Source organism: Nonomuraea monospora (genome assembly GCF_039531895.1).
In the GTDB taxonomy this organism is placed as follows: Bacteria; Actinomycetota; Actinomycetes; order Streptosporangiales; family Streptosporangiaceae; genus Nonomuraea; species Nonomuraea monospora.
Genome location: NZ_BAAAQX010000011.1, coordinates 183645 through 207101, shown reverse-complemented (window position 1 = coordinate 207101; position 23457 = coordinate 183645). Strand labels below are relative to the sequence as shown.

Sequence of the window (23457 nt, the reverse complement as noted above, 5' to 3'; positions counted from 1 at the left end):
GACTAGCCCGCGGCCTTCACCGCGTCGTCGACCAGCTGCTGCCAGGCCTTGTCGTAGGGGACGGAGCCGTCGTCCATGCCCTGGATGACCGACTCGACCGCGTTCTTGACCTGCGCGTGCTTCACACCCAGGAAGACCGGCTGGAGGCTCGCCGCCGACTTGGCGAAGATCTCACCGATGGGGGCGTCGTTGAAGAACTCGTTCTTCGCGCCCTGCACCGCCGGGTCCTGCTGCGACTTGGTGTTGCTCGGCATGTTGCCGAAGTCGGTGAAGATGCTCGCCTCGGTCTGCGCCTGCGTCAGGTAGTCGGCCACCATGGCCGCTTCCTTCGGGTGCTTCGACTGCTTGGGCACGGCCAGCCAGGAGCCGCCCCAGTTGCCGCCGCCGCCGGGCACTGCGGCCACGTCCCACTTGCCCTTGCCGTCGTCGCCGGCGTTGCCGCTGACCACGCCGAGCATCCAGGACGGGCAGCCGACCGTGGCGAACGAGCCCTTCTGGGTGCCCGTCGCCCATTCGTCGGTGAAGTTGCGCAGCTTGGCGGTCATGCCCTGCTGGCTCATCTTCATCGCGAAGTCGAAGGCCGTCTTCACCGCCGGGTTCTTGTCGACGATGAGGTTGTTGCTGGTGTCGAAGTAGCTGACGTTGCCGTTCTTGGCCGCCTCCTGGTAGAGGACGACCTGGTACAGCGTGTTGGTGCCGTCGGCGAACTTGGTGTCCTTGACCTTCGACTGGAACTTCTTGCCGACGGTCATGAACTCGTCCCAGGTCGGCCACAGGGCGCTGACCTCGTCGCGGCTGCTGGGCAGACCGGCCTTCTCGAACAGGTCCTTGCGGTAGCACAGGCTCATGCCGCCGATGTCGGTGCCCAGGGCGAACACCTTGCCGTCGGCGGCCACGCCGTTCTCCCACTTCCACGCGGGGAAGTCGGCCTTGCGCGACTCCAGGCCGTACTCCTTCAGGTCGGCCCACCACTCGGAACGTGCCTTGGCCAGACCCATGCCGCCCTCGTCGATGCCGACGACGTCGCCCGCGCCTGAGCCCGAGGTCAGCCACTGGATCATCTGCGGCCAGTACTGCTGCTCGAACTGGTCGGTCAGGTTCTCGTGCTTGATCTGGATGTCCTTGTGCTCCGCGTTCCACTTGGCGACGGCGTTCTTGTAGCCGAAGTTCTCGCCGCCGCCGAACGTCTGGACCCGGATCGTGACCGGCTGGGCGGCCGCCGACGAGGCTGGAGCGCTGGACTCCGGAGTGCTGCCGGAACCGCAGGCTGTGACGGTAAGCGCCACCGCGGCCAAGGCCGAAGCCGCGGCGAGACCGCCGCGACGCTTGCTGATCATCATGGTGGACCCCTTCTCGGGTGAATGTTGGGGGAGTGCACCGCGGCACGCGCTCCGCCGCGGTGGGAGTCTTTGGGAGCGCTCCCACAAAGGGTGCACTCAGCGGGTGTGCACGTCAATCCCGCGAAACGTAACCGTTACCAATGGTGCAGTTTGGACACCAGAAACTGCTTTTATCGGCATAAAGGCCCCAAAGAGCCGATTGGGAGCGCTCCCACCTCAACAGGCATGTTTCGTGTCACATCAAGGGCATGTCACCCGGACCACCGCCCCTTTCCGCCGGTCACGGGGCTCAGTCACCGCCTTTTTGGGGCTACCGTAGGCGCGGTGGACGTCTGCATCTCGTGGTTCGGCGGCACCCGCGCGCCCCGGGACGAGCTCGAGGACACCGTCGAGGAACTGCTCGGCGGCGAGGGGGAGGTGACCGGCTCGGGAAGCGGTCGAGTCGGATGAGCGGTGCCTGCTGCGGGAGTTGCTGCCCGGATACGCGCCGCCTCCCGCGGAGTTGCAGGCGGCGGCCGAGGGCATCGGCGGCGGCCTGAACCGCGCGCTCGCCGCGGCCGGCCATCCGTCGTTGCGGTGTGCCCTGTCCCTGGTGGACGGGACCACGGTCGTCACCCACCTCGTCGGCAGACTCGACACGGAGGAGGCGCGCGGGCGTGTCGGGAGCTGGGCGGCCGGTGATGCCGCCTTCATGATCACAGCGCCGCTCAAGCTCGTCGGCGCCACGGCCTGGGAAGCCCACTACAACGGCGCGCCGATCGTCCGGCTGCCCGTGATCTGAGCCTCCTTACGGCTGCCCGCGCCTCCTTACGGTGGCCCGCGACCTGAGCCTCATCCCTCCCGGCAGGCGGCGGCCCGTTCCTCCAGCAGCGCGCGCTCGCGGGCGTTGCGCGTCATCCCCGCCGCCCGCTCGAACTCCACCCGCGCCTCCTCCACCCTCCCGAGCTTGAACAGCAGATCCCCCCGCACACTCGGCAGCAGGTGATACCCCTTCAACGACGGCTCGTCCACGATCTGATCCAGCAACCCCAGCCCCGCCGCCGGCCCGTAAGCCATCGACAGGGCCACGGCCCGGTTGAGCTCCACGACAGGCGACCGCGCCATCCGCGCCAGCTCCTCGTACAGCCCGGCGATCCGCGCCCAGTCCGTCTCCTCCGCGGTCACGGCGCGCGCGTGACAGGCGGCGATGGCGGCCTGCAGCGTGTACGGCCCCGCCGCCCCCGACAACCCCTCGGCCCGTTCGAGCGCGGCCAGCCCCCGCCCGATGAGCAGGCGATCCCACCGGGCACGGTTCTGCTCCAGCAGCAGGACCGGCTCGCCGGACGGCCCCACCCGCGCGGCCGAACGCGAAGCCTGGATCTCCATCAGCGCCACCAGGCCGTGCACCTCGGGCTCCTTCGGCATCAGCCCGGCCAGCACCCGGCCCAGCCGCAACGCGTCCTCACACAACCCCGGACGCATCCAGTCGTCACCCGCCGTAGCCGAGTACCCCTCGTTGAAGATCAGATAGATGACCTCCAGCACCGACGACAACCGCCCGGCCAGCTCCGCCCCCTGCGGCACCTCGAACGGCACCCGCTTGTCGGCCAGCGTGCGCTTGGCCCGCACGATGCGCTGCGCCACCGTGGACTCCGGCACCAGGAACGCCCGCGCGATCTCGTCCGTGGTCAGGCCGCCCAGCACGCGCAGCGTCAGCGCCACCCTGGCCTCCATCGACAGCGCCGGATGGCAGGCCGTGAACACCAGCCGCAGCAGGTCGTCCTCGATCTCGTCGACCTCCGGCAGCTCCTCCTCCAGGTCGAGGCGGTGGCCCAGCTCGATGAGGTTGCGCTGGAGGCGTTCGTTCCTGCGGATCAGGTCGATGGCGCGGCGCTTGGAGACCGTCATCAGCCACGCGCCGGGGTTGCGCGGCACGCCCGACTCGGGCCACTGCTCCAGGGCGGCCACCAGCGCGTCCTGCGCCAGCTCCTCGGCCAGGCCGACGTCGCGCACCAGGCCCGCCAGGCCGGCGATCAGGCGGGGCGCCTCGATGCGCCATACGGCGTCTATGGCGCGGTGGGTGTCTGAAGCCGTCACCGGCCCATGAGATCAGCCCCGCCCCCACCCCCGCAACCACCCCACCCACCCGGCCGGCCCGCGCGTCCGCTGCGCTTGGCCGCCCCGCCCGTGCGCCCGGCCCGGCCCCGCGCTGCCCCGCCCCGCGCTGCCCCGGCCCGCTCGTGCGCCCGGCCCGCCCGCGTGCCCGGCCCGCGCGCGTCCGCCCCACTCAGCACACGCGCGCGTCCGGCCCGCCTGGCCTGCGCGATCAGGCGTTGGGTTCGTTCCCGCGGAGCCGTTGGCGCAGCGCCTCCTCGTGTGCCCGCTCCTCCGAAGGCAACGACTCGTCCGGCACGTCACTCGCGTCAAAAACCCGGTAAACCTGCAGCCCCACCCCCTCCTCCCCCTGCGGCACAGGCACCCGCAGCGCCCACTCGACGGCCTCCTCCCGGGACTTGACCTGAATGATCCAGAACCCCGCGATGAGCTCCTTCGCCTCGGTGAACGGCCCGTCGAGCACGGTCGCCCGCCCCCCGCTGTAAGCGATCTGCACCCCCTGCGAGCTGGGATACAGCCCCTCGGCCGCCAGCAGCACCCCCGCCTTGGTCAGCGACTCGTTGTAGGCGTGCATGTTGTCGACCAGTTCCTGGCTGGGCAGCCCCCCGGCCTCGGTCTCGGCGCTCGCCTTGCCCACGATCATGAACTTCATCGTCGTCTCCTTCGAGGGTTCGTCCCGTCTCACCGACGCGTCGAACGGCTGCGGCGCGGATCGACACGGCCGAGAGACATTCTCCGCCGCACAAGTGACCGATCAGGCTCGCGGACGTGAGCCCGTCCGGTCACCGAGCCCGCGTGGACGGTCCGACTTGTGAACCGCGAGGGTCAGGTTGCGCCCGCGTCGTTGATCGCGCTCCCGGCGCGCGCGGTACTGACGGGGAGGCTCTCACGCCCTCGCAGAGAGCCGTCCCCTCGGTGAAAGGAGCGCATGGTGGGTTCCCATGCGGTGGCCGACCTGTCCACGGTCGGCTTGGCGGGAATCGCGCTCGCCGTGGTGCTCATCAGGATCAGACGCCGCGGCATCGGCCTGCGGCTGCTCCTGGGAGCGCTGGCCGCGGCGTGGCTGGTCGCGGTGGGCGGAGGGATGTGGAGCTTCAGCGCGGCGCTGGCCGAGCGGCTCCCGTCCGGCGCGGCGAGCCAGGCGGCGGCCGACCCGTGCTCGTCGGGCGCGCCCGTCAGGACGTTCGACGTGTCCCTGATCAACATCCCGCTGTTCCTCAACCGCTTCGGCGACGTCGTCCCCGAGGGGCGCATGTACGTCCTGGACGAGAACGTCGCCACGGTGCGGTCCACGTTCAAGCGGGCGGCCGACCCGTTCGCGCAGCGTGACCTTGTCGAGCCGCTCACCCTGCGGGTCAACAAGGGCGACTGCGTGGCCGTCAAGTTCACCAACCGGCTGCACGAGCCCGCCCCGGACCTGGAGTTCGACGCCGGCGAGTCGGTGTTCACGCTGCCGGGGGAGACGCTGGTCGGCACGCCCGGCGCGGTCACGACGGCCAAGCGGCAGTTCGCGCCCGCCAAGTCGGCGCGCGAGGTGCGGTTCGACACCTCGAAGGCGCCGCACGCCTCGATGCACTTCGACGGCCTGACCTACGACGTGACCTCCTCGGACGGCACGGCGGTCGGCAACAACCCCGCCTCCACGGCCGCGCCGGGCGCGTCGGTGTCGTACCGGCTGTTCGCCGGGGTGGAGGGCGAGTTCCAGTTCAAGGACGGCGCCGACATGAGCTCGCACCAGACCGGCGCGGGCAACTTCATCGGCTCCCACGCCTTCGGCGCGTTCGGCGCGATCATGGTGGAGCCGCAGGGCGCGTCCTGGGTCGACTCCTCGACGGGGCAGCCGATCAAGTCCGGCACCCGCGCCGTCATCCAGATCCCGAACGGCAAGGACTTCCGCGAGCAGGTCGTGTTCATGCACGACGAGGTCGAGGCGCAGCCCGGCATCCTGACGCGGCTCTGCCGCGACGGGGAAGAGGGCGAGGAGGCGGACGACGGAAGCTGCGTCGAGCCGACCTCGGCGGAGCTGACCAAGCTGAAGGCCGGCACGCTGCCTGACCTGTCGGGCGGGGACGCCGACGCGCTCGTGCAGGGCGAGGTGCCGGTGAAGCTGGAGTGGTTCGCGTTCAACTATCGGGCCGAGCCGGGCTTCAACCGGGAGGAGGTCGGCTGTCCGGCCGCCACGCGGGCCGCGCAGGGGTTCAACGCCGCCGAGTGCATCGGCGAGGAGACGAGCCTGTCGTCCTGGCCGTTCGGCGACCCGGGCGGCGGCGACCTGGTCTTCCCGAGCTACCGGGGCGAGCCGACGCAGTTCAGGCTGATCCATCCCGCCGAGTTCGAGACGCACACCTTCCACCAGCACGTCAACCGCTGGCCGTTCGACCCCAAGGACGAGGGCGGCCTCGACGAGGTCAGCAAGGCCACCCACCACATCGCCGTCACCAACGCGCTGGACGTGCAGGCGGTCAGCCCCGGCTCGCACTACTCCCTGATCATGGAGGGCGGCGCGGGCAGCGCCCACGACGACAAGCCGGCGACGTTCGGCGACATCATCTTCCACTGCCACCTGTATCCGCACTTCGCCAACGGCATGTGGGGGCTGAACCGCACGTTCGACAGATTAGAGGACGGCACCCGCCGCAACCCCGACACCACGCAGATCCCCAGGCTGATCCCGCTCGCCGACCATGCGGCCCCGCCGGCGCCCACGGCGGACGAGCCGGGGTTCCCGCACTTCATCCCGGGCAAGTTCGGCTTCAAGGGGCCGAAGGCGCCGCTGTCGGTCGCCGAACGCAAGACCGGGGCCGCGTTCCCGCCGACCGCGGCGGAGATCCGGGCGGCCGACGACCGCGGTCAGGTGCCCGGCGGGTTCTTCCAGGACCCGTGCCCGGCCGCGCGGTCGGACGGCAAGCCGATCCCCGTCAAGACGTTCTACGTCTCGGCCATCGAGCTCAAACAGACCTACAACCCCGAACTCGCCTGGAACAATCCGCAGAGCCGCGTCTACGTCGGCGGCACCACCTCCGCCGAACGCGACGCCAAGGTCACCAAGGTCAGGAACGGCGAGAAACCTGAGCCGTTCTCCCCGCTGCTCAACGTAGGCGACTGCGTCGTCTACCACCTGCGCAACGACCTGCCCGCCGAGTTCGGCGGCACGGTCTTCGACCGGCGGCAGATCACCAACGAGGTGGGCATCCACCAGCACATGGTGCAGTTCGACGTGCTGTCGTCGGACGGCGCGGCCAACGGCTGGAACTACGACCAGGGCGCCGACGCCGCCGCCCCGAACAAGGAGTACACCTACCGCGACTTCGTGCACGCCGACACGGCGACGAACTCGTTCCACGACCACTTCTTCCCGAACGTGCACCAGGACAACGGCCTGTTCGGCGGGGCCACCATCCATCCGCCCGGCTGCACGTTCCATGATCCGACCACTGAGGCGGTCGTGCACATCGGCACCATCGTGGACGTGCGCTGCGCTCCCGGCGCCACCGACTACCACGGCAGGGTCGCGGACGGTCAGGACTACCGCAACGTGTCGCTGTTCATCGAGGACCGCGTCCCCATGTTCAAGCCCGCGGACGCGAGCGACCCGGGCGACGACCGGTTCGTCACCCCGGAGGGGGTGCCCATCTTCCCGGCCAAGTTCCCCTCCGGCTCCGACGACCAGGGCGTGATGGGGATCAACTACCGGCTCGAACCGTTCGAGGGACGCCGCCAGTCGGACATGGCGAATGTGTTCGACTCCGGGGTGCACGGCAACCCGTACACGCCGATCCCCAGGGCGTTCGAAGGGGACCTGATCAAGTGGCGGCTGTTCCAGCTCAGCCAGGAGGAGTCACACGGGTTCAACCTGGACAGGTTCCGCTGGAAACAGGAGCCGCGCGACCCGGAATCGCCTCGGGTGCAGGCGCAGCACATCGGCATGCTGGAGTACTTCGACGTGCACGCCGACATGGGGTACGAGATCGCCACCCCGGGAGACACCGGCCATTACCGCTCCTATCTCTACAACTACGGCGGCGCGGACGACTGGTTCCTCGGGACCTGGGGCACTCTCATCGTCTACGGCTGCCGGGAGGGGTTCGAGCCGCCCACCGGCCGGCTGGCCTGGCTGCCGGACAACATGCCGGACACGATCTGTGCCGGGCCGCAACCGGCGGCGCCGGCGCAGAGCCCGCCCAAGGAAGCGGCCAAGCTGCCGATCCCCGGTCGCAACAACCCGTGCCCGCACGACGAGGACGAGACGATCACAGCGCCGATCAAACGGTTCACGATCGCGGCCTTCAACAAGGACATCACCTACAACAAGGCGGGTGACCACGATCCACACGGGGCGATGTACGCGCTGGAGGAGGACGTGGCGGCGATCAAGGCCGGCACGAAGAAGGCGGAGCCGCTGGTCATCCGGGCCAACGCCGGCGACTGCGTCGAGGTGACGCTGAAGAACCAGCTCGACCCGGCCAAGATGCAACCCCACTGCTTCGAGGGGACGGAGCCAGGCCAGCTCGGCTTCCGCGACCCATCGCAGGGCGGGTTCGCGCTGCCCGGATGCCTCGACCAGCCGCCGGGCAACGAGCACAACGTGCCCGGGTTCAAGCCGCTCCCGGTAAGCTCCCGCGTCGGGCTGCGACCAGCCATGGTGGACAGTCACGTCGAAGGCGCGGGCTCCAACGTCGGGTACAACTTCCCGGACAGCACGGTCGGCCCCGGCCAGTCGATCCTCTACCGGTGGTACGCGCCCGAGGAGGACGGCGCGACCGGCCTCGGCGTGCTCCAGGACTACGCCGACCCGCTGAACCACGGCCACCACGGCCTCTTCGGCGGCCTGGTGATCGAGCCGAAGGGCTCGACGTACAAGGACCCGAGAACCGGCGCCGACCTCAAGAGCGGCGTGGACGCCGTGATCGTGGACCCGAACGGGAAGGACTTCCGCGAGCACGTCATCCTGATGAACAGCGACCTGTCGCTGTTCCGCAAGGACACCAACGGCAACACCGCCGACGACCTGCCGGTGCCCGACAACCTGGACCTGGCGCTCACCCCGAGCCGCGAGGCCGACGACCCCGAGGACCAGGGCGAGTTCGCGATCAACTACAGCAACGAGCCGTGGAGCCACCGGTACGCCGTCAACCAGGACCTGGCGAAGATCTTCTCCAGCACGGTGCACGGCGACCCGGCGACGCCGCTGTTCCGCGCCTACCCCAAGGATCCGGTACGGCTGCGCGTCGCCCAGGTGGTCGGCGACCCGCGCTCGACGGGCTTCGCCCTGCACGGGCACACCTGGCGGCGCGCCCCCGACGATCCGCAGTCGCAGATCGCCGCCTTCCAGGGCCAGTTCAACCCGGGGGTCGCCTACAACATCCACCTCGACCCCGCCGTGACGGGCGGCGCGGGCGGCCCGTCGGGGATCCCCGGCGACTACCTGTACCGGTCGGGCACGCTGGCCCGGCACCTGACGGGCGGGCAGTGGGGGATCTTCCGGGTCCTCGGCGCCAAGCAGCCGGACCTGATCGAGCTGCCGGACCATCCGTTCGGCACGGCGGTGCGCACGAGTGGGGGCGTTCGATGGTGATGACGAAGAAGCCGGTCCGGCCCGTGAGGCGGGATCCGGCGGGGCAGACCCGCACCCGGGCGTTCCGGGTCGGCTTCCTGGTCGGTGCGGGGTCCGGGCTGACGGTGGCGACGCTGATCGCGGCGCTGGCGTTCGTCCTGACGGATCCGCTCCCCGCTCCTCCGGCCGCCGCCGCGCCGACGCCGACCGCGTCCGCGCCGGCGGGCGGCCCGGCGGTGCACGTGTCGGCGCGGCACCTCGGGGATCTCAAGGTCAGGGTGGAGGCTCAGGTCAGTACGCGGACCTATGACCCGCTCGGGCGGGCCGGCGTGGTCATGTACGCGGACATGGTCGCGATGCCGATGGCGCATCGCAAGGGGCCGATCCAGATGGCCGAGGTGCCGGGGAAGGCCGGGTGGTACGCGGCCGAGGTGATGGTGCCGATGGTGGGCGAGTACGACATCCAGGTGAGCGTGCAGCGCCCGCTCCCGGGGGAGGCGCACGCCAGGATCCAGGTGGGCGCACAACCACAGGGCTGAGCGAGGGCTGAGCGCACGCCTGGCGTACGGGCAGGCGCGCAGCAGCAGGGCTGAGCCGGGGTGCCCGTCTCCAGTAAGTTGGGGACGGGCACTTCCAGGTGTCAGAGCAGGCCGGCCTTGGCGGCGGCCAGCAGCGCCCCCGCCCTGTCGGTGGCGTCCAGCTTGCTCAGTATCGGCTTGAGGTTCCGCTTGAGCGTCGACTCGCTGATCGCGAGCTGCCGCGCGATCTCGTCGTTACGCATGCCGCGCGCGACCAGCCGCAGTATCCGCAGCTCGTGCGCGGTCAGCTCCGGTACGGGCCCGCCGGGCTCGCGGAAGACGAGGCCGGAGGCGACCCCGTCGATGACGACGTCCCCGGCGCCGATCACCTTGAGCCCGCGTAACAGCCCGCGCGGATCGGCCTCGCCGGAGAAGAGCCCGCTCACCCCGAGCCGCATCACCTCCCGCGCGCCGCCCGGGTCGATGGCCCCCACCACCAGGACGATCTTCACGGTCGGCACGGTCTCCCGCAGCCGCCGCACGACCTGCAACAGCATCGGGTGCAGGGAACGCACGTCGAGCAGCGCGATGTCCGGTACGCGCGTCTCGACCGCGCGCCGGTATTCGTCGAGCCCGCGTACCACGGTGAGCACGCTGATGTCCGAGCTGATCTCCCGCAGGAGCGCCCCGAACGCCACAGCCTGAAGCAGTGACCCCTCCACCATGACGACTACACGTGTTAGATCGTCATGCAATGCCCGTTCTCCACTCGTCTGCCCCCAAGACGAAGATTCTCACGGTTTGAGATCGAGACTGACGTGCGAACAGCCGTTCGTCAACCCCCTATTGATCTACAACGTAAAGGCGCTCAGTTCGTCGAGAAGCGCACGCGCCGTCGGCGCGCAATCCTCCAGCGACGGGACGGCCAGGGCCAGGGACCGCGTCATCCCCGGCTCCATCGGCCGGGTGACCACGCCGGGCAGGTCGGCGGGCAGCCCGAGCGTGGGCACGATGCTGACGCCCAGCCCCGCGCCCACCATCTCCAGGATGGCGGCCGGCCCGCTCGCCTCGAAGGCGACGTCCAAACTCACGCCGGCGGTGAGCGCCGCGCCCATGATGAGCGGGCGGCAGCCGGCGGTGGTCAGGATGAACGGCCGGCCGGTGAGATCGGGCAGGCGCACGGCCTTCTCGGCGGCGAGCGGGTCGCCGGCGGGCAGCACGCACACCATGTCGTGCGTGCTGAGGTGCACGGTGTGCAGGCCGGGGGCGGGCAGGGTGACGACGCCGGCCTCGGCCGCGCCGCGCCGCAGCCAGGCGCGCACGTCGTCGTCCATGCCCTCGAACAGGCGGACCTTGACCTGCGGGTAGCGGTCGCTGAACGCGCGCAGCAGCCGGGCGATGAGCGTGCCGGTGGCGCTGGGGAGGCTGGCCAGGCGCAGCTCACCGGTGATCTGGCCGCTGGCTGCGGCGACGTCCGCGCGGATGAGGTCGAAGTGGCGCAGCGCCTCGCGGGCCCGGACGAGCGCGCGGCGGCCCGCCTCGGTGAGCGCGATGCCGTCGCGATGACGGACGAACAGAGCCGCGCCCAGCTCACGCTCCAGGCTGGCGACGGCGCGGCTGACGGCGGGCTGGGACATCCCCACGAGCTCCGCCGCAGCGGTGAACCCGCCCTGATCGGCCACCGCGATCAGCACTCTGAGCTGCGCTAATGTCATACCGCCATACCCTAATTGATATTTGACCGGACCCATGCGAGAACATCATGGTTATGCCATGTCGAAGCGCATGACGATCGAGGTCGACGGGCGGCGGGCCAGCTATCTGACGGCCGGTGAGCGAGGGCCCGTGGTGTTGCTGCTGCACGGGACGTACTGGAGCAGGGTGTGGGAGCCCGTGCTCGACCGGCTGGCGGCGGCAGGCCTGCGCCCGGTCGCGGTGGACCTGCCGGGGCTGGGGCGGTCGGAGGGCGAGCTGACGCTGGAGACGGCGGCCGTGCCGGCGCTGGCGGCGTGGGTGGCGCGCTTCGCGGAGGCTTTCGGGGTGGCGGGGCCGCTGGCCGTGGCGGGGCACGACATCGGCGGCGCGATCGCCCAGCACCTGCTGGCGGGCGGGGTGTCGAAGGTGGGCAGGCTGGCGCTGGTGAACGCGGTGACGTACGACTCGTGGCCGGTGCCCGCCGTGGCGCGCTACCGGGACCCGGCCGTGGTGGCCGCCACGACGGTGGAGGAACTGCTGGCCGCGCGGCGTACGGCGGTCACGGTGGCGCTGGGCCGCCCGGCCACGGAGGCGGAGCTTTCCGACTACCTCGACCCCTGGAACGATCCGCGGGTCTGCCGCTCCTGGATGGCGCTCGCCGGCGCGGCCGACAGCCGCTACACCCTCGACCTGGTGCCCGCGCTGCGGGCCGACGAGACGCCGAAGCTGCTGGTGTGGGGGGACGCGGACACCTTCCAGGAGGTGCGGCACGCCGAGCGGTTCGCGGCCGAGATGCCTCACACGCGGCTGGTGCGGGTGGCGGGGGCGGGCCACATCCCCATGGAGAACGACCCGGAGCGGGTGGCCGGGGCGCTGGCTCAGTTCTTTTCGATGTGACTCTATTGGTTTGACCTGTCCTGCGGGGCCTTGTTACGGTCGCATGTATGGCAAACCGATGTGGTCACATTGGATTGATACGGTTGCTGCCGCTCGCGGGGGCGCGGCAGGTGGTGCCGTTCGCCGTGCTCGCGGTGGGGGCGGCGGTGCTGGGGCCGGTCGGCACCGTCCCGCTCGGGCTGCTGGCCTCGGGCGGCGGGCTCGTCCCGCTGGTCGTGCTTCTGGGGGTGCTGCTCGCGCAGGAGCTGTGCACGGCGCTGCGCGAGCCGGCCGGAACGGGCGTGGCCCGCCGCGTGGACGGGGTGCTGCGCGAACGGGTCCGCGCCGCGACCGCCGCCATGCCGGCGGGGCGGCTGGAGAGCCCGCAGGTGCAGGCGGACGTGCGGCTCGCGCTTCACGGGCACCGGGGGAGGACCGCGGGGGCGGCGGCGGTGGCCGCGGCGGGCGAGCTGGGACGGCTCGCCTCGGCGGCACTCGGCGCCATGGTCCTGTCGGCGCACGTGTGGTGGCTGGGGGTCGCCGCGCTCGCACTCTCCATGGCCCAGAACCGGCGCATCACGGCCATGCTCGTCGGCGCTGGCGCTGGCGGTGCTGTCGGGGGTGCTGGACCGGGGACGGATGGCGGTGCTGGTGCCCGGGACGGCGGCGGTGCTGGGGGCGGTGCCGGGGCCGGGGGCAGATTCGGGGAGGGGCCGGGGGCTGGGGGAGTGGAGGCGCTGGCCGACAGTCCGGGGCAGGCGCGGCGGCTGCGGCGGGCCGACTACCTGGCCGAGGTGGCGGGCGGGCCGGGCGGTGCGGCCAAGGAGATTCGCGTCTTCGGGCTGGAGGCGTTCTTCGTCGGGCGTCAGGTGGCGGCGATGCGCGCGTACCTGGCGCCGCAGACGCGCGGGCGGCGGGCCGTGGTCCGGGGCTACGGGTGGGTGCTGGCAGTACAGGCGGTCGCCGCATGCGGCACGTTCGCGGTGCTGGGCGGGCGGGCGGCGGCGGGGCTGCTGGGGGCGGGGGAGCTGGCGGAGTGCTTGGTGGCGGCGCTGCTGGTGTTCGCGTACGGGGCGGGCGGCCACCACATGTTCGACATCGCCCACGGAACCGAGCCGTACTGGGCCATCACCCGCCTCCTGAAGCCCACGCCCACCCCACCACCTCCCGCGCCCGCGCCGCGACCTCGCATGCCCGCCTCAAGTCCACCCGCGTCCGCGCCGCCGCCTCCCACGCCTGCGCCGCCTCCCACGCCTGCGCCGCCTCCCACGCCTGCGCCGCCTCCCACGCCTGCGCCGCCTCCCTCGCCCGCGCCGCGTCCTTGTGTGGCCGGGTCGCGTCCGCCCGTGCCTGGGCCGTGTCCGCCCGCGTCCACCTCGTGGTCTCCCGCGCCCGCCGCGCGTCCTTCCTCGTCCGCGTCGCCGCCGCTCGCGTCTGCGCCGCGATCTCCTGCGGCCGTCCCGCCGCCTCCCACGTCCCAGCCAGGATCTCCCGCGCCCGATGGGCCGGCTCCTGGGCGCGGTGGGATCTCGCTCGCCGGCGTGACGTTCGCTTACCCCCACGCCACGAAGCCCGTGCTGGAAGGGCTCGACCTCCAGGTACGCCCGGGGGAGCGGCTGGCGATTGTCGGTCGCAACGGGGCGGGCAAGACCACCCTGGTCAAGCTGCTCACCGGTCTCTACCCGCCCACCCGCGGCACCGCCGTCACCTGCCCCGCCACCGTGGTGTTCCAGGACTTCGTCCGGTACCCGCTGCCACTGCGCGACAACATCAGGCTCGGCGACCCCGTCTTCGACGGCACGGACGCCCACGTCCTGGCAGCCCTGGAGCAGGTAGACGCCCTCGACCTGCTCCAGACCCTCCCCGACGGCCTGGACACGCCGCTGTCGCGCGCCTACACCGGCGGTCGCGACCTGTCGGGTGGCCAGTGGCAGAAGGTGGCGCTGGCCCGCGCCATGTACGCGCTGAACGCCACCCGCCACCGAGCCCTGATCGTGGACGAACCCACCGCCCACCTCGACGCCCGCGCCGAACGGGACGTCTTCAACCGCCTCCTGGACGCCACCACGGGACGCACCCTGGTGCTCATCTCGCACCGCTTCGCCACCGTCCGCCGGGCCGACAGGATCGCCGTCCTGGACGGCGGCGCGGTCGCCGAGCAGGGCAGTCATGCCGAGCTGGTGGCCGCGGGCGGCCGGTACGCGCACTGGTACCGCCTCCAGTCGGACCTCGTACTCCGGGACGACCGATGACCGGCAGACGGGCCACCACCACCTTGGGCACCCTGCTGCGCCTGGCCTGGCGGACGGACCGCAAGGCCGGGCTCGTCCTGGCGGTCTTCCTGCTGTCCGGCGCGGTCAGCCACGGACTGGTGGGCGTGTTTCTGCGCGAGGTGGCCGACGCAGCCACGTCCGGGCGCCCGCCGCAGGCCGTGGTGTGGGCGGTGGCGGCAGGGTTCGCGCTGGCGGCGGGTGTCGCGCTGGGGCGGGCCGAGCTGGCGCTGATGCAGGAGCTGGCGGAGCGGATGGGGCTGGCGGTTCAGGAGGAGATCCTCACGCTCACCTCGGGTGTGCCGACGATCGAGCATCTGGAGCGGCCCGTCTACCTGGACCGGTTGCGGACGTTGCGGGAGGAGAGCTGGCAGCTCTACTTCGCGGTGTGGGCGCTGGCGCTGGTGGTGGAGCACGCGGCGCAGATCGGGCTGGGGGTGGCGCTGATGGCCGCCGTGCATCCGCTGCTGCCGCTGCTGCTCGGGGGCGCCGTCCTGCCGTCGCTGCTGGTACGGCGGCGCGCGGCCCGTCACCTTGACGCGGCGGCGGAACGCACTGCGGAGAGTGCCCGGCTTGAGCAGCACCTGTCGGAGATGGTGACGGGTGCGGAGTCTGCCAAGGAGGTGCGGCTGAGTGGTGCCGGGCCCGCGCTGGGTGGGATGGCCGTCCGGCGGTGGGAGGAGGTGTCGGACGTTCAGGGGCGGGCCGGGGTCAGGGCGGGGCTGGTCACGTTCGCGGGCTCGGCGACATTTTTGGCGGGGTACGTGGGCGCGCTCGGTCTCACGGCAGGGCAGGGCTCTGCGACGGCGGGGGACGTGGTGCTGGTGGCGACGGTCGGGGTGCAGTTCGTGACGCAGGCGTCCCGGCTGGCGTTCCATCTCGGGTCGGTGACCGCTGGGCTGCGTGCCGCCGCCCGCCTGGCCTGGCTCCGCGCGTACGCACAGGAGCCCGCCCCAGCAGAGGAGCCCGCCTCAGCGCGGCAGCCCGCCCCACCCGAAGACGGCCACAGCCCGTCCCGTCTCCCGGGGCGGCTCGCCGGCGGTATCTCCCTGCACGGGGTGTCCTTCACCTACCCGGGCACCACCCGCCAGGTCCTGCACGACCTCGACCTGCGCATGCCCGCCGGAGCCACCGTAGCCCTGGTCGGCGCGCACGGGTCGGGCAAGACCACCCTCGCCAAGCTCCTGTGCGCCCTCTACCACCCGGACCGCGGCGAGATCCGGGCGGACGGCATCCCCCTCCACCGCCTGACACCCCAGGCGTGGCGGCGGCGGGTCAGCGCCGTCTTCCAGGACCTGGCCCGGTTCGAGCTGACCGCCGCCGAGACGGTCGGCGTGGGCGACCTGCCCCGCCTCGGCGACCGCCGGGCCGTGGAGTCGGCTTTGACCGGAGCGGGCGCAACAAGCCTGATCGCGCGCCTCCCGGACGGGCTGTCCACCGAGCTGGGCGACACGTTCGAACGCGGTCACCGCCCGTCGGGCGGCCAGTGGCAGCAGCTCGCCCTGGCCCGCGCCTCGATGCGCCGCGACCCGCTCCTGCTCGTCCTGGACGAGCCGACCGCCTCCCTGGACGCCCCGGCCGAGAGTGCCGTCTTCGCCCGCTACGCCGAGGCGGCCCGCCGCCACCCGGGCGCCGTCACGCTCCTGATCACGCACCGATTCCCGACGGTGCGGACGGCGGACCTGATCGTCGTCCTGGACGCGGGCCGCGTCGTCCAGCAGGGCACGCACGCCGACCTCATCGCCCGCCCAGGCCCGTACGCCGAGCTGTACGCCATCCAACGCGAGGCGTTCACCTAACGGTATGAAGCCATGTTGACCATTAGATCAGAGACCGCTATACCTAATGCATACACAAGGCCCAAGGAGTTAGAACGCCATGTTGCCCCGCATCACCCACGGCCACCTCGACGTGGACGGCGTCCGCGTCTTCTACCGCGAGTCGCACCCCGACCGCCCCGACGCCCCCGTCCTGCTGCTCCTGCACGGCTTCCCGTCCGCCTCGCACCAGTTCCGCCGCCTCATGGACGCCCTCGGCTCCCGCTACCGGCTGATCGCCCCCGACTACCCGGGCTTCGGCCACACCGAGGCGCCCGGCGGCTTCACGTACACCTTCGACCGGCTCGCGGACGTCACGGAGGGGTTCGTGCGGCGGCTCGGGCTGACCCGCTTCGTGATGTACGTGTTCGACTTCGGCGCGCCGGTCGGCTTCCGGCTGGCCGGGCGGCACCCGGAGTGGATCGCCGGGCTGGTGGTGCAGAACGGCAACGCCTACACCGAGGGCCTGTCCGGCGCGGCCAGGGACTTCGTCGCGCTGCGGCCGGAGATCCCGGGCGCCGAGCAGGCGATCCGCGACCTGCTCACCCTGGACGGCACGCGCGGCCAGTACGAGACGGGCGTGCCCGACCCCGCCGTGGTAGCCCCGGACGGCTGGATACTCGACCAGTACTTCCTCGACCTGCCGGGCCGGAAGGAGGCGCAGGTCGCGCTGGCCTTCGACTATCACACGAACGTGGAGCGGTACGAGGCGTGGCAGGCGTGGCTGCGCTCGCACACCCCGCCGACGCTCATCGCGTGGGGCCGTGACGACCCGTTCTTCCCCGAGCCGGGGGCCCGCGCCTACCTGTGTGACGTGCCGGGGGCCGAGCTGCACCTGTTCGACACGGGGCACTTCGCGCTGGAGACGCACCTGGCGGAGATCGCGCCGCTCATCGCCGGCTTCCTCGACCGGGTGTGGTCCTGAACTAGCCAGGAAATGCGAGAGCGCGCGCCCCCCGGAGGGGACGCGCGCTGATCGCACTACGGCAAGGGGCAGGAAGCCTGGAACGTTCCGGTCAGCCGGCGTACTGCGGGTACCCGTACCCCACGACCTGCGACTTCGGCCGGACACGCTCTTCGACCTTGCCGTTGCCGGTGTTGCCCTCGACCGTCGAGATGGTGCCGTTCTGGTTGTCCTTGACGACGAACCCGACGTGCTGGATGTCGCTCAGGCTCTTGCCGCCGTCCCAGGCGAAGAACACGACGGCGCCGGGCTTGGCGGTGGTGCCCCAGCGGTGGTTGGCGGCGAACCACTTGGCGTGGGCGACGGTGTAGGCGTCCCAGCCGACCTGCGGGCGGGCGCCGGTCTGCTCGCCGACCCAGGAGACGAACATCGAGCACCAGGCGGCGTTCAGGTACGCGGAGCGGCTGCCGCCGTCGCGGGCGACGGTCTCGCCGGCGCGCTGGGAGCCGGCGTACCACTGCTGGAACTTGGTGCCGCCGCCGTAGGAGTTCTCGGAGGTGCCGACCTGGGCCTTGGCCATGGCCAGGACCTGGTCAGCGGTGACGGTGATCTTGGTCTCGGTGCGGTCGTTGTCCGCCGCGCCGGCCTTGTGGGCGGCGAGGGCGGTGGCGGGGTGCTTGGCGGCGGTGGCCGCGGCGACGCCCGTGGCGGTGTCGGCGTTGGCCGTCATGGCGTTCGCGCCGAGGGCGGAGGCGATGACGGTGACGCCGAGGGCGGCGCGGGCGATGTTGCTCTTCGACACAGCGTTGATACGGTTCATGGCCATCGAGGGAGGTGCTCCTTGCTTCCATGCCGCTTACCGGGTTAGCTGACGGGCTCGGGCGTGGAAGCTGCCCTACGGCACCGGAGTGCCGATTCGCCCCAAAGACATGGGTCCCCGGTTCCGCGCGGAGGCGGATTCAGCGGTCGCAGGACGATCCTGCGATGTTTCGTGCGATGGTCAGACATAGCCGGACAAACCGGACTTATGTCCCGAGATGCCCCATAAGGTAATACATGAGGCAAGAGGATTACAAATCCATAAAAGCTCAGCTAGGCAATCTGCCTGCGAGCGTCGGCCAGAAGCCCCATCATGGCAAGGGATTCGTCAAGAGGCATGATCGAGGATTCGGTCCTGCCTTCGGCCGTGGCGGCGCGGACTTCACGTAGCTCTCCGGCATATCCGTTGTCCGCCGGATCGAGCACATGCTCTTCCGGCTCCATGGAGGGCCCGGTGAGAACGATCCGCTGCGGAGCCCAGAACGGCGCCGGGATGTCCGCCCGCATCTGAGTACCTACAACACAGGCGGTGTTCGGGTAATTCCCGAGCAATGAGGCGGCCACGAGAGCGTGTCGGCCGCCGGGGTAGAGCAATGCCCCGGCCGCCTCCGCGTCCACCCCGCTGGGGGCCAGGGATCCGGTGATGCGCAGGTCAGCGGGCATGCCCAGGATGAGCTGGGCCAGCCCGAACGGGTAGATCCCCAGATCGAGCAGGGCGCCGCCGCCCAGCTCCGGAGCCCACAGCCGGTGGGCGGGGTCGTAGGGCGCGGCGAAGCCGAACGTGGCCTGCACCGAGCGGAGCGCGCCGAAGCGCGGATCGTCCGCGATGAGCCGGATGAGCGGGTTGAACCGCATCCACATGGCCTCCATCAGGAACACGCCCGCCTCGCGCGCCAGGCGCACCATCTTCTCCGCGTCGTCCACGGTGGCGGCCAGCGGCTTCTCGCAGAGCACGGCTTTACCTGCGGCGATGGCCGGCTCGGCGACCTCCAGGTGCTGCGCGTGCGGGGTGGCCACGTAGATCGCGTCCACCCCCGGGTCGGCGCACAACTGCTCGTAGGAGCCGTACGCCGACTCCGCCCCCAGCGTGGCGGCCAGGGCCTGCGCCCTGGCCAGGCTCCGTGAGCCGACGGCGGCCACCCGCATGCGGGGCTCCGCCGCGATGGCGGCCCCCACGGTACGGGCGATACCGCCGGTGGCCGCAATTCCCCAAGTGAAATCTCGCACGTCGGCGATGTTATAGGGCGGGTAAAGGAAGGGTTATGGGGGGATATGTAATTAAGGGCGCGGCGTCACAAATGTCACGCCCGTCACTCAGGTCATGTTGAACGTGTCGGGATCCGGCCCCAGTCGCTGTCCTTTGTTCAGCGCGCCGATGGCCGACATGTCCTCGGTGTCGAGGATGAAGTCGAACACGTCGATGTTCTCCTTGATCCGCGCGGGCGTGACGGATTTCGGGATCACCACGTTGCCGAGCTGCAGGTGCCAGCGCAGCACGATCTGCGCGGGCGTCTTGCCGTACTTGCCCGACAGCACCGCCAGCGCGGGGTCGGCGAGCAGCCCCTGGCCCTGCCCGAGCGGGCTCCAGGCCTCGGTGAGGATGCCGTTGGCCTCGTGGAAGGCGCGCATCTCGCGCTGCTGCAGGTACGGGTGGAGCTCGATCTGGTTGAGCGCGGGCGTGATGCCGGTCTCCTCCATGAGCCGGGTGAGCGTCTGCACCGTGAAGTTGGAGACCCCGATGGCCCTGGCCCGGCCGTCACGGTAGATCTTCTCCATCGCCTTCCACGCCTGCACGTACTTGTCCTGCTGCGGCACCGGCCAGTGGATCAGGAACAGGTCGACGTGGTCGAGGCCCAGCCTGGTGAGGCTCTCGTCGAAGGCGGCCTCGGCGCGGCCGTGGTCGCCGTTCCACAGCTTGGTGGTCACGAACACCTTCTCGCGCGGCAGCCCGCTCCCGCGCACGGCCCGCCCGACGCCCTCCTCGTTGCCGTAGGCGGCGGCGGTGTCGACGTGCCGGTAGCCGGTCTCGAGCGCGGTGGAGACGGCCTTCTCCGCCTCGTCGGCCGGGACCTGCCAGACCCCGTAGCCGAGCTGCGGGATCTGCACGCCGTCAGTGTTGAGCATGAGCGAATTCATACCCTCCATTGTTCACGCCGCGTTTCTGAGGGCTTAAGGCGGTGGGGCTAGCTTGAAGCGGTCGTTAACGGGCCATCACCCCGCTGGGAGGGCAACGAGTGGTCGAACAGGCGTCGGCCTGGGTGGAGTCCCCGCTCCAGATGCTGTGCGCCGTCGAGGCCCACCACGCCGGGCTTCTCGGCCCCCGGACGGCTGTCGTGCCGCGGGCGGGCCTGCGGCCGCTGAAGGCCACGCGGCGCGAGCTGCGCTCCCTGGGGCTGCCCGACGGCCTGGTGCTGGCCGAGCCGCGCGAGCGCATGCCCAGGCGCGTGCAGGCCGTCGGGGACGCCTTCTCCGGCAAGGTGCAGCTGCGCTGGCTCACCTCCCGGCCGGGCCGCATCGTCATCGTGGACGACGGGCTGGCCACGCTGCGGCTGCTCGAACTGCTCGCCGCGGGCCCGTACCGGCCGCTGCTGCGCGCCCGCGCCGACCCCACCAGGCTGCGCGCCACCCTCGGCCTGGCCGCCGCGCTGCGGCTGCGGCTCAGCAAGGTGTCGGTCTTCACCGCACTGAACGTGGACGACAAGCTGGCGGAGGCCGTCCGCCGGGCAGGCGTCGACCTCGTCCGCCACGACTTCGCCTGGCTGCGCTCCCAGCCGCCGAGCAGCCAGGGCCCCGCCGAGCGCACGGTCGTGCTGGGCACCTCCCTGGTCCGCAACGGGCTCGTGCACCGCGACCACTACCTGCGCTGGCTGACCGACCTGGCCGCGCGCGAGCCGCTGGCCTACTACCCGCACCGCCGCGAGGACCCCGTGGACGTCGCCCTGATCCGGGAGCGTCCCGGCATCACCGTCCACGACGCCGGCGTGCCCGCCGAGCTGACGCTGCGCGGCCTGGACGCCGGCCAGCGCGTGCTCAGCCTCCCCTCCACGGCGATCACCTCGCTGCGGGTGCTGCTCAGCCCGCGCGGCGTCGCCGTGGAGCCCGTGGACGTTCCCGATGACTGGTGGACCAGCAGGGCGGCCCCCGCCCTGCGATCGCATTTGACCGGAGTGTCCAGTTGAAAGTGTTGGCGGTCGCCGACTCCGACTCGTATCTGAAATGGGCGGCCTGCCTGCTCGGTGACCTGCCCGCGGGCTGCGTGACCGAGCTGGTCGTGGTGCGCACGCCGATCGCCCCGTCCGCGGAGCAGATCGCCGCGGCGGTGAACGGCAGGGCGGGCGATCCGCCGCCCGTGCTGTCGGCGCGCTCGGTGCGCAGGCTGGCCGAGCGGAGCCAGCCCGACGTGATCCTGGTGGCCTGCACGGGGCCGGTGGTGGACGTGCTGGTGGCCGAGGTGCTCGACGGGCTGCGGCCCCGGCCGGTGTTCGTCAGCGGGCTGCCGGGCATCTCGGTGCCGGCGACGGAGAAGGCGTGGATCTTCCGCAGCGGCTGCGACCTGTTCGTGGTGCACAGCGAGCGGGAGGTGGCCGAGTTCTCGCAGATCGCGGCCAGGCTCGGCGGGGGAGGGGCGGTCGGCCTGGCCCGGCTGCCGTTCCTGCGGCCCGAGCTGACGGGCGCGGGCGGCAACCGGGTGGTGTTCGCCACGCAGGCCAAGGTGCCGCGCGAGCGCGAGCAGCGCGAGCGCATCCTGCTGTCGCTGGCCGAGCTGGCGCGCCACCGGCCCGACCTGGACGTGGTGGTCAAGCTGCGCGCGCTGGAGGACGAGCGGCAGACGCACAACGAGCGCTTCCACTACCAGCGGCTGTGGCGGGAGCTGGGCGAGCCGGGGCGGCTGGTGTTCGCCGCCGGATCGATGCAGGAGCAGCTCCAGCGGGCGGCCGGGTTCGTGACGGTCAGCTCGACGGCGGCGCTGGAGGCCATCGCGATGGGCGTGCCGTCGCTGGTGCTGAGCGACTTCGGCGTGAGCGCCGAGATGATCAACCTGGTGTTCGAGGGCAGCGACCTGCTGGGCACCATGGACGAGCTGGCCGCCGGCGAGTTCCGCACCGCCTCCGAGGCCTGGTGCGCGGCCAACTACTTCCAGCCCGCCGAGGACAACGACTGGGCGGGGCTGCTGGCCGGGCTGGCGATCTCCCGGCCGCGCCGGCCCGCCACGTCGCTGCTCGACGGGCCGGAGCACGCGGCGGGGCGGCGCAGGGCCCGCCTCCGGGTGGAGGTGCCGCCCAAGATGTTGCGGGTGGGCTACCGGGCCAAGCGCCGCATGCGCCGCTACCTCAGATCGCTGACCTGATCTTCCTGCGGATCCTGGTGAGGGCGCTGGGCTTGCCGGTGACGAAGCCCAGCGTCTCCAGGCGCTTGCGCTTGAAGTAGCGCCGGTCGAAGTCGATGCTGTCCGGCCGCAGGTCGGGATAGGTGTCGGCCTGCATGCAGTAGCCGACGGAACGCACCAGCGCCTGAAGGTCGACGACCGGCGGGCGCTCGATGTGCCCCTCGGCCGACAGCCTGGGCAGCAGGGCGTCCACGATGGTGACCGGGATCCGGTTGCTGTTCTCGTACGGGGCCAGCCGCTCCAGCACCAGATCCGTGCCGTACGAGGCGACCTCCAGCCCGAAGTAGCGCTGCGCCGTCACCAGCCCCGTGGAGAAGCAGCCCACCACCAGCTCGGGCCGCAGCGCCGCGAAGCACACCTCGGCGGGCACGCTCTCGCCCGCCACCGACAGCCGCACCCCTAACGGCCCGGCGGCGGCGCGCAGGAGCTGGGCGTGCCGGCGGCCGGCGGCCGGGTGCGGCTTGAACACCACGTCGGTGAAGCCGCGCGCGACCAGCGCCCCGAGCATGGTCTCGTGCAGCCCCGCCTCCTCCTCCGGCGTCAGCAGCTCCAGCGCCGACAGGTACTGGCCGAGGATCATCGCCTGCCCGGCCATCATGTCGGGGGCGGTGGCGGTGACCTCGTGCACGATCGACAGGAACCGCTCGTCGGGCAGGATCTCGGGGGCGACGCCGTACTCGCTGAGCAGCAGCGGCTTGAGGCCCGGCACCAGGTCGAGGTGGATCAGCTGGCCGATGCGGCGGAAGATCTCCGCCGGCAGCGGGTCGCGGGTGGGGCCGTAGCTCATCAGCCCGTCGGAGTAGACCGAGATCGGGCAGTCGCGCACCAGGCCCGCGATGGTGCGGGCGGGCGGCACCGCGATCGACTCCAGCACCAGCTCCTCGACGCCGTCCAGGCCCCAGTGGGAGCGGATGAGCCGCTCCGTCATCGGCACCTCGATGACGCGGGCCCGCCAGTCGGACGGGTGCAGCGGCGCGATCAGCTCGTTCCACGAGTGCACCTCGTCGAAGCGGGAGCGCAGCGCCGCGAAGCCGGGCGTCCTGTCCAGCGGCGCCGACACCTCGGGGATGGCCGCGTTGTTCGACACGATCAGGACGCGCCGGCCGTCGCCGAAGCGGCCCTCGTCGATGGCTGCCGCCAGCGACATCGCCCCGAACAGCGTCGAGGCGTAGAAGACCTTCAC

At 71.5% G+C, this 23457-nt stretch carries 19 protein-coding genes and 1 riboswitch; of the genes, 10 read left to right on the top strand and 9 right to left on the bottom strand.

What is annotated here, in order from left to right; genetic code table 11:
• Nucleotides 1-2 precede the first annotated feature (2 nt).
• Complete coding sequence (locus ABD331_RS23180) at nucleotides 3-1340, bottom strand: ABC transporter substrate-binding protein (RefSeq protein ID WP_344478111.1); 1338 nt, start codon at nucleotides 1338-1340, stop codon at nucleotides 3-5.
• Nucleotides 1341-1664: 324 nt separating this feature from the next.
• On the opposite strand from ABD331_RS23180, the gene ABD331_RS23175 reads away from it, so the two are divergent.
• Nucleotides 1665-1790: a hypothetical protein gene (locus tag ABD331_RS23175; protein ID WP_344478110.1), complete on the top strand. Its 126-nt coding sequence runs from the start codon at nucleotides 1665-1667 to the stop codon at nucleotides 1788-1790.
• Between the two features lie 19 nt (nucleotides 1791-1809).
• Entirely contained in the window at nucleotides 1810-2121 is a 312-nt protein-coding gene (locus ABD331_RS23170) for a hypothetical protein (RefSeq protein WP_344478108.1), read from the top strand.
• A gap of 50 nt (nucleotides 2122-2171) precedes the next feature.
• On the opposite strand, the gene ABD331_RS23165 is transcribed toward ABD331_RS23170, so the two are convergent.
• Together ABD331_RS23165 and ABD331_RS23160 are read right to left on the bottom strand one after the other, a co-directional pair.
• Nucleotides 2172-3416: an RNA polymerase sigma factor gene (locus ABD331_RS23165; protein WP_344478106.1), complete on the bottom strand. Its 1245-nt coding sequence runs from the start codon at nucleotides 3414-3416 to the stop codon at nucleotides 2172-2174.
• A gap of 229 nt (nucleotides 3417-3645) precedes the next feature.
• Complete coding sequence (locus ABD331_RS23160) at nucleotides 3646-4086, bottom strand: YciI family protein (RefSeq protein WP_344478104.1); 441 nt, start codon at nucleotides 4084-4086, stop codon at nucleotides 3646-3648.
• Between the two features lie 276 nt (nucleotides 4087-4362).
• Between ABD331_RS23160 and ABD331_RS23155 the strand changes: the two genes are divergently transcribed.
• Together ABD331_RS23155 and ABD331_RS23150 are read left to right on the top strand one after the other, a co-directional pair.
• On the top strand, nucleotides 4363-9009 hold the full coding sequence (locus ABD331_RS23155) for a hypothetical protein (RefSeq protein WP_344478102.1): 4647 nt from the start codon (nucleotides 4363-4365) through the stop codon (nucleotides 9007-9009).
• A gap of 23 nt (nucleotides 9010-9032) precedes the next feature.
• On the top strand, nucleotides 9033-9527 hold the full coding sequence (locus ABD331_RS23150) for a hypothetical protein (protein WP_344478100.1): 495 nt from the start codon (nucleotides 9033-9035) through the stop codon (nucleotides 9525-9527).
• A gap of 101 nt (nucleotides 9528-9628) precedes the next feature.
• Here ABD331_RS23150 and ABD331_RS23145 read toward each other — a convergent pair whose 3' ends face one another.
• Together ABD331_RS23145 and ABD331_RS23140 are read right to left on the bottom strand one after the other, a co-directional pair.
• Nucleotides 9629-10231, bottom strand: a complete 603-nt coding sequence (locus ABD331_RS23145; protein ID WP_344478098.1) for a LuxR C-terminal-related transcriptional regulator — start codon at nucleotides 10229-10231, stop codon at nucleotides 9629-9631.
• A 126-nt stretch (nucleotides 10232-10357) separates the two neighbouring features.
• Complete coding sequence (locus ABD331_RS23140) at nucleotides 10358-11221, bottom strand: LysR family transcriptional regulator (protein WP_344478096.1); 864 nt, start codon at nucleotides 11219-11221, stop codon at nucleotides 10358-10360.
• A 58-nt stretch (nucleotides 11222-11279) separates the two neighbouring features.
• Between ABD331_RS23140 and ABD331_RS23135 the strand changes: the two genes are divergently transcribed.
• From ABD331_RS23135 to ABD331_RS23120, 4 genes are all read left to right on the top strand, one after another.
• A complete protein-coding gene (locus ABD331_RS23135) occupies nucleotides 11280-12098 on the top strand; it encodes an alpha/beta fold hydrolase (RefSeq protein WP_344478094.1) in 819 nt (272 codons plus the stop codon).
• 83 nt (nucleotides 12099-12181) lie between these two features.
• The gene (locus ABD331_RS23130; RefSeq protein WP_344478092.1) at nucleotides 12182-14329 is read left to right on the top strand and encodes an ATP-binding cassette domain-containing protein; all 2148 of its coding nucleotides are present in this window, start codon (nucleotides 12182-12184) and stop codon (nucleotides 14327-14329) included.
• The gene (locus ABD331_RS23125) at nucleotides 14326-16146 is read left to right on the top strand and encodes an ABC transporter ATP-binding protein (protein ID WP_344478089.1); all 1821 of its coding nucleotides are present in this window, start codon (nucleotides 14326-14328) and stop codon (nucleotides 16144-16146) included. Before ABD331_RS23130 ends, ABD331_RS23125 begins: the two co-directional genes overlap by 4 nt.
• Nucleotides 16147-16225: 79 nt before the next feature.
• Nucleotides 16226-17089, top strand: coding sequence for an alpha/beta fold hydrolase (locus tag ABD331_RS23120; protein WP_344478087.1), 864 nt, complete (start codon nucleotides 16226-16228; stop codon nucleotides 17087-17089).
• A gap of 91 nt (nucleotides 17090-17180) precedes the next feature.
• Here ABD331_RS23120 and ABD331_RS23115 read toward each other — a convergent pair whose 3' ends face one another.
• The 3 genes from ABD331_RS23115 to ABD331_RS23105 all read right to left on the bottom strand — a co-directional run bounded on the left by ABD331_RS23115 (nucleotide 17181) and on the right by ABD331_RS23105 (nucleotide 20023).
• Nucleotides 17181-17894 (bottom strand): CHAP domain-containing protein, encoded by a 714-nt coding sequence (locus ABD331_RS23115; RefSeq protein ID WP_344478085.1) that lies wholly within the window; start codon nucleotides 17892-17894, stop codon nucleotides 17181-17183.
• A 12-nt stretch (nucleotides 17895-17906) separates the two neighbouring features.
• A riboswitch (cyclic di-AMP (ydaO/yuaA leader) is annotated at nucleotides 17907-18043 on the bottom strand.
• Between the two features lie 117 nt (nucleotides 18044-18160).
• Nucleotides 18161-19114 (bottom strand): Gfo/Idh/MocA family protein, encoded by a 954-nt coding sequence (locus tag ABD331_RS23110; protein WP_344478082.1) that lies wholly within the window; start codon nucleotides 19112-19114, stop codon nucleotides 18161-18163.
• A gap of 87 nt (nucleotides 19115-19201) precedes the next feature.
• The gene (locus tag ABD331_RS23105) at nucleotides 19202-20023 is read right to left on the bottom strand and encodes an aldo/keto reductase (protein ID WP_344478080.1); all 822 of its coding nucleotides are present in this window, start codon (nucleotides 20021-20023) and stop codon (nucleotides 19202-19204) included.
• A gap of 98 nt (nucleotides 20024-20121) precedes the next feature.
• Here ABD331_RS23105 and ABD331_RS23100 point away from each other — a divergent pair, with 98 nt between their 5' ends.
• Entirely contained in the window at nucleotides 20122-21066 is a 945-nt protein-coding gene (locus tag ABD331_RS23100; protein ID WP_344478078.1) for a hypothetical protein, read from the top strand.
• A 2-nt stretch (nucleotides 21067-21068) separates the two neighbouring features.
• On the top strand, nucleotides 21069-22235 hold the full coding sequence (locus ABD331_RS23095) for a DUF6716 putative glycosyltransferase (RefSeq protein WP_344478315.1): 1167 nt from the start codon (nucleotides 21069-21071) through the stop codon (nucleotides 22233-22235).
• On the opposite strand, the gene ABD331_RS23090 is transcribed toward ABD331_RS23095, so the two are convergent.
• Nucleotides 22219-23457 (bottom strand): polysialyltransferase family glycosyltransferase, encoded by a 1239-nt coding sequence (locus ABD331_RS23090; RefSeq protein ID WP_344478076.1) that lies wholly within the window; start codon nucleotides 23455-23457, stop codon nucleotides 22219-22221. The genes ABD331_RS23095 and ABD331_RS23090 overlap by 17 nt on opposite strands.

Excerpts from the sequence above, each read along its gene's own strand:
- ABD331_RS23180 (WP_344478111.1), bottom strand. The coding sequence starts at position 1,340 with ATGATGATCAGCAAGCGTCGCGGCGGTCTCGCCGCGGCTTCGGCCTTG.
- ABD331_RS23160 (WP_344478104.1), bottom strand. The coding sequence starts at position 4,086 with ATGAAGTTCATGATCGTGGGCAAGGCGAGCGCCGAGACCGAGGCCGGG.
- ABD331_RS23155 (WP_344478102.1), top strand. The coding sequence starts at position 4,363 with ATGGTGGGTTCCCATGCGGTGGCCGACCTGTCCACGGTCGGCTTGGCG.
- ABD331_RS23145 (WP_344478098.1), bottom strand. The coding sequence starts at position 10,231 with ATGGTGGAGGGGTCACTGCTTCAGGCTGTGGCGTTCGGGGCGCTCCTG.
- ABD331_RS23140 (WP_344478096.1), bottom strand. The coding sequence starts at position 11,221 with ATGACATTAGCGCAGCTCAGAGTGCTGATCGCGGTGGCCGATCAGGGC.
- ABD331_RS23135 (WP_344478094.1), top strand. The coding sequence starts at position 11,280 with ATGTCGAAGCGCATGACGATCGAGGTCGACGGGCGGCGGGCCAGCTAT.
- ABD331_RS23125 (WP_344478089.1), top strand. The coding sequence starts at position 14,326 with ATGACCGGCAGACGGGCCACCACCACCTTGGGCACCCTGCTGCGCCTG.
- ABD331_RS23120 (WP_344478087.1), top strand. The coding sequence starts at position 16,226 with ATGTTGCCCCGCATCACCCACGGCCACCTCGACGTGGACGGCGTCCGC.
- ABD331_RS23115 (WP_344478085.1), bottom strand. The coding sequence starts at position 17,894 with ATGGCCATGAACCGTATCAACGCTGTGTCGAAGAGCAACATCGCCCGC.
- ABD331_RS23105 (WP_344478080.1), bottom strand. The coding sequence starts at position 20,023 with ATGAATTCGCTCATGCTCAACACTGACGGCGTGCAGATCCCGCAGCTC.